The sequence below is a fragment of the Pantoea sp. Morm genome (assembly GCF_016643525.1).
GTDB classification, from domain to species: domain Bacteria; phylum Pseudomonadota; class Gammaproteobacteria; order Enterobacterales; family Enterobacteriaceae; genus Pantoea; species Pantoea dispersa.
In genome coordinates, this window is record NZ_VOQX01000186.1 from 1 (window position 1) to 3232 (window position 3232).

A 3232-nucleotide genomic window follows, 5' to 3' on the forward strand; every position below is an offset into this window, starting at 1 on the left:
AGGAAGCTTTCACGCCAGCCAAAGTGCTGACCAATCAGCGTACCCAGGGGCACACCGGTCACCAATGCTACCGTCAGACCGCCAAACATGATGGCGATGGCACTTGCTGCCTTCTCTTTGCTTACCAGGCTGGTCGCAATCGTCGAACCGACTGAGAAGAAAACACCGTGTGCCAATCCCGTTAGCAATCGAGCAATCACCAATGTCTCATAGTTCGGTGCCAACCAGGCGACCAGGTTGCCCAACGTAAAGAGCACCATAAACCCTATCAGCAGTGGCTTGCGCGGCACTTTGCCGGTTAAAGCGGTCAGCACTGGCGCCCCCACGGCGACACCAAGGGCATAAATTGACACCAGCATTCCTGCGGAAGGCAACGTGATGTTAAGTTGTTCCGCAATCGTAGGAATAAGACCGACGATAACGAATTCTGTGGTTCCGATAGCGAAGGCGCTGATAGTCAGCGCCCAGAGTGCAAGTGGCATGATTGACTCCCATGAATGTTTTGATGGGCGTCATTATCGACTCATGCTTTAATGACAAAAAGATGCAAAGTGAGAATAGACTTTTGCTTCGGGGAGCATAATGAAAGCATCGTCGGATGAGTTAAAAGTTTTTATTGCTGTGGTCGAAAGCGGCAGTTTTAGCCGTGCGGCGGAACAATTGCAGATGGCAAATTCGGCGGTGAGCCGCACAGTTAAAAAGCTGGAGAATAAACTTGGAGTGGCATTACTCACGCGCACCACGCGTCAGCTCGCGCTCACTCAGGAAGGTGAGGACTACTTTAAACGCGTTCAGAAACTTATGCAGGAGATGTCGACCGCTGAAAATGAGCTCATGGAACGTCAGCAAGCTCCGCAAGGTCTTCTGCGCATAGACGCTGCCACGCCGGTCATTCTGCATTTGATTCTGCCGATGATTAAACCCTTCCGTGAGCGCTACCCCGACGTCACCCTGTCGCTGATTTCGTCTGAGAGTTTTATTAATCTGATTGAACGTAAAGTCGATGTGGCTATTCGCGCAGGCAATCTGACGGACTCAACCTTACGAGCACGTTTGCTGTTTATCAGCTATCGCAAATTGGTAGCAACTCCGGCTTATCTGGCGAAAAGGGGCGTCCCCATTTCGACATCAGATTTGATAAATCATGAATGCCTTGGTTTCGTAGAACCGCTGCGCCTGAACCGTTGGCCTGTTTCTGAGAATGGTCATGATCTTTATGACATCGTGCCGGGAATGTCCTCAAACAGCGGTGAAACCATTAAACAACTGTGTCTTGATGATCAAGGTATCGCTTGTCTCTCCGATTACATGGTAGACAGCGAAATCGCGGATGGAACATTTATTGAGGTGTTGCCGCAGCAGCGAGTCCCCGTAGCGATGCCGTTCAACGCGGTCTATTACAGCGATCTGGGCGTTAGCCAACGAGCACGTGCTTTTATCGACTTTCTCAGTGAGTGGGTTAAGCAACAGCCCTGGCGAATGCAGGGCTGAATACTTCGTCACTTAATCCCAGTCCGGAGCCAATCCTTCAGGGCTGACCAACCGCTGCTGGCGATCCAGTGATGAGATGATTTTCATATCCTCCGCATCAAGCGTTAAGTTAGCAGCATCCATATTGCTGGCCAGATTATCGCGCTTAGTCGAAGAAGGGATCACGCTGAAGCCAGATTGCATCGCCCACGCCAGAACGATTTGTGCCGGTGTCGCCCGGTGTTTGTGCGCAATCGACTGGATGGTCTCATCCCTCAGAGCCTCTCCATAAGCCAGTGTCATGTAAGACGTGATATGCATTCCTTGCTGCTTAGCAAACTCAACAACTTCGCGGTTTTGCAGGAACGGATGGAGTTCAATCTGGTTCGTGGCGATGTTTTCAATGCCAACCGCAGCAATGGCCTCTTTCATCAACGCAATCGGGAAGTTTGAAATGCCGATTTGACGCGTCAGCCCTGCTTCTTTCGCAGCCATTAATGCCTGCATACTCTCTTTTACCGATACTGCTGCGCCGGGTGAAGGCCAGTGGATCAATGTAAGATCGACATAATTGGTGCGCAGTTTTGACAGACTTTGCTGCAAACTCGGCATCAGTTTTTCAGCCGATAGGTTTTCGATCCAAATCTTGGTGGTAATAAAGAGTTGGTGACGATCTATTCCACTTTCAAAAATGGCCTGACCAACAGCAGCCTCATTTTCATAGATTTGCGCGGTGTCGATGGCACGATAACCCAGTTCCAGTGCTGTCTTTACGGAATGAATTACAACATCGTCTTGCAGGCGAAAAGTACCTAAACCAAAGGCAGGGATTGTCATGTTTTCCTCATCGTTTTGTGAATGATTTCGATGGGGAACATTGTGGCAGCATTATTATTGCTGAAAAATCCGCTTATAAGCAGAAGAATATTGCGATTAAATCAACAATTGAGCTGGAATTTTAGACATGAAAAAGCCCTGACTTATTAAGTCAGGGCTTATCAATTAAGTGGCGGAACGGACGGGGCTCGAACCCGCGACCCCCTGCGTGACAGGCAGGTATTCTAACCAACTGAACTACCGCTCCACCGATTCTGTACCAAAATCAGAAAACCGTTCTGACTTCGGGTGTTTCGCCCTTTCAGTGTCACCTGAAAGGTCACGACTCACGAATGAGTCTTAAATTGATGCCTGGCAGTTCCCTACTCTCGCATGGGGAGGCCCCACACTACCATCGGCGCTACGGCGTTTCACTTCTGAGTTCGGCATGGGGTCAGGTGGGACCACCGCGCTAAAGCCGCCAGGCAAATTCTGTTTATTCACGCCGTTACCTTACTTCCGTAACCACGCAAACCAATCCGTTTGAACAAAGCTGAAAATCTACTCGCGTCTCTCAAAAACGCCTCTGGCGTTGTAAGGTTAAGCCTCACGGGTCATTAGTACCGGTTAGCTCAATGCATCGCTGCACTTACACATCCGGCCTATCAACGTCGTCGTCTTCAACGTCCCTTCAGGACTCTCTGGGAGTCAGGGAGAACTCATCTCGGGGCAAGTTTCGTGCTTAGATGCTTTCAGCACTTATCTTTTCCGCACTTAGCTACCGGGCAATGCCATTGGCATGACAACCCGAACACCAGTGGTGCGTTCACTCCGGTCCTCTCGTACTAGGAGCAACCCCCCTCAATTCTCCAGCGCCCACGGCAGATAGGGACCGAACTGTCTCACGACGTTCTAAACCCAGCTCGCGTACCACTTTAAACGGCGA

The 3232-nt window shown here is 50.2% G+C and carries 3 protein-coding genes, 1 tRNA gene and 2 rRNA genes; 1 reads left to right on the plus strand and 5 read right to left on the minus strand.

Annotated elements, in window-relative coordinates; all coding sequences use genetic code 11:
• On the minus strand, positions 1 to 482 hold a 482-nt coding region (locus tag FT726_RS26510; protein ID WP_346303774.1), incomplete at its 3' end, for an MFS transporter.
• Positions 483 to 582: 100 nt separating this feature from the next.
• On the opposite strand from FT726_RS26510, the gene yafC reads away from it, so the two are divergent.
• Positions 583 to 1491, plus strand: coding sequence for a DNA-binding transcriptional regulator YafC (yafC, locus tag FT726_RS26515; RefSeq protein WP_166933607.1), 909 nt, complete (start codon positions 583 to 585; stop codon positions 1489 to 1491).
• A 12-nt stretch (positions 1492 to 1503) separates the two neighbouring features.
• Here yafC and dkgB read toward each other — a convergent pair whose 3' ends face one another.
• The 4 genes from dkgB to FT726_RS26535 all read right to left on the minus strand — a co-directional run.
• Positions 1504 to 2307, minus strand: a complete 804-nt coding sequence (dkgB, locus tag FT726_RS26520; protein ID WP_346303775.1) for a 2,5-didehydrogluconate reductase DkgB — start codon at positions 2305 to 2307, stop codon at positions 1504 to 1506.
• Between the two features lie 170 nt (positions 2308 to 2477).
• Positions 2478 to 2554: transfer RNA gene (locus tag FT726_RS26525), tRNA-Asp, on the minus strand.
• A gap of 102 nt (positions 2555 to 2656) precedes the next feature.
• Positions 2657 to 2772: ribosomal RNA gene (gene rrf / locus FT726_RS26530) — 5S ribosomal RNA — on the minus strand.
• A gap of 110 nt (positions 2773 to 2882) precedes the next feature.
• Positions 2883 to 3232, minus strand: a 23S ribosomal RNA gene (locus tag FT726_RS26535); the annotation flags it as partial.

Bases quoted from the DNA above. Each gene is read 5' to 3' on its own strand.
- yafC (WP_166933607.1), top strand. From the start codon at position 583: ATGAAAGCATCGTCGGATGAGTTAAAAGTTTTTATTGCTGTGGTCGAA.
- dkgB (WP_346303775.1), bottom strand. From the start codon at position 2,307: ATGACAATCCCTGCCTTTGGTTTAGGTACTTTTCGCCTGCAAGACGAT.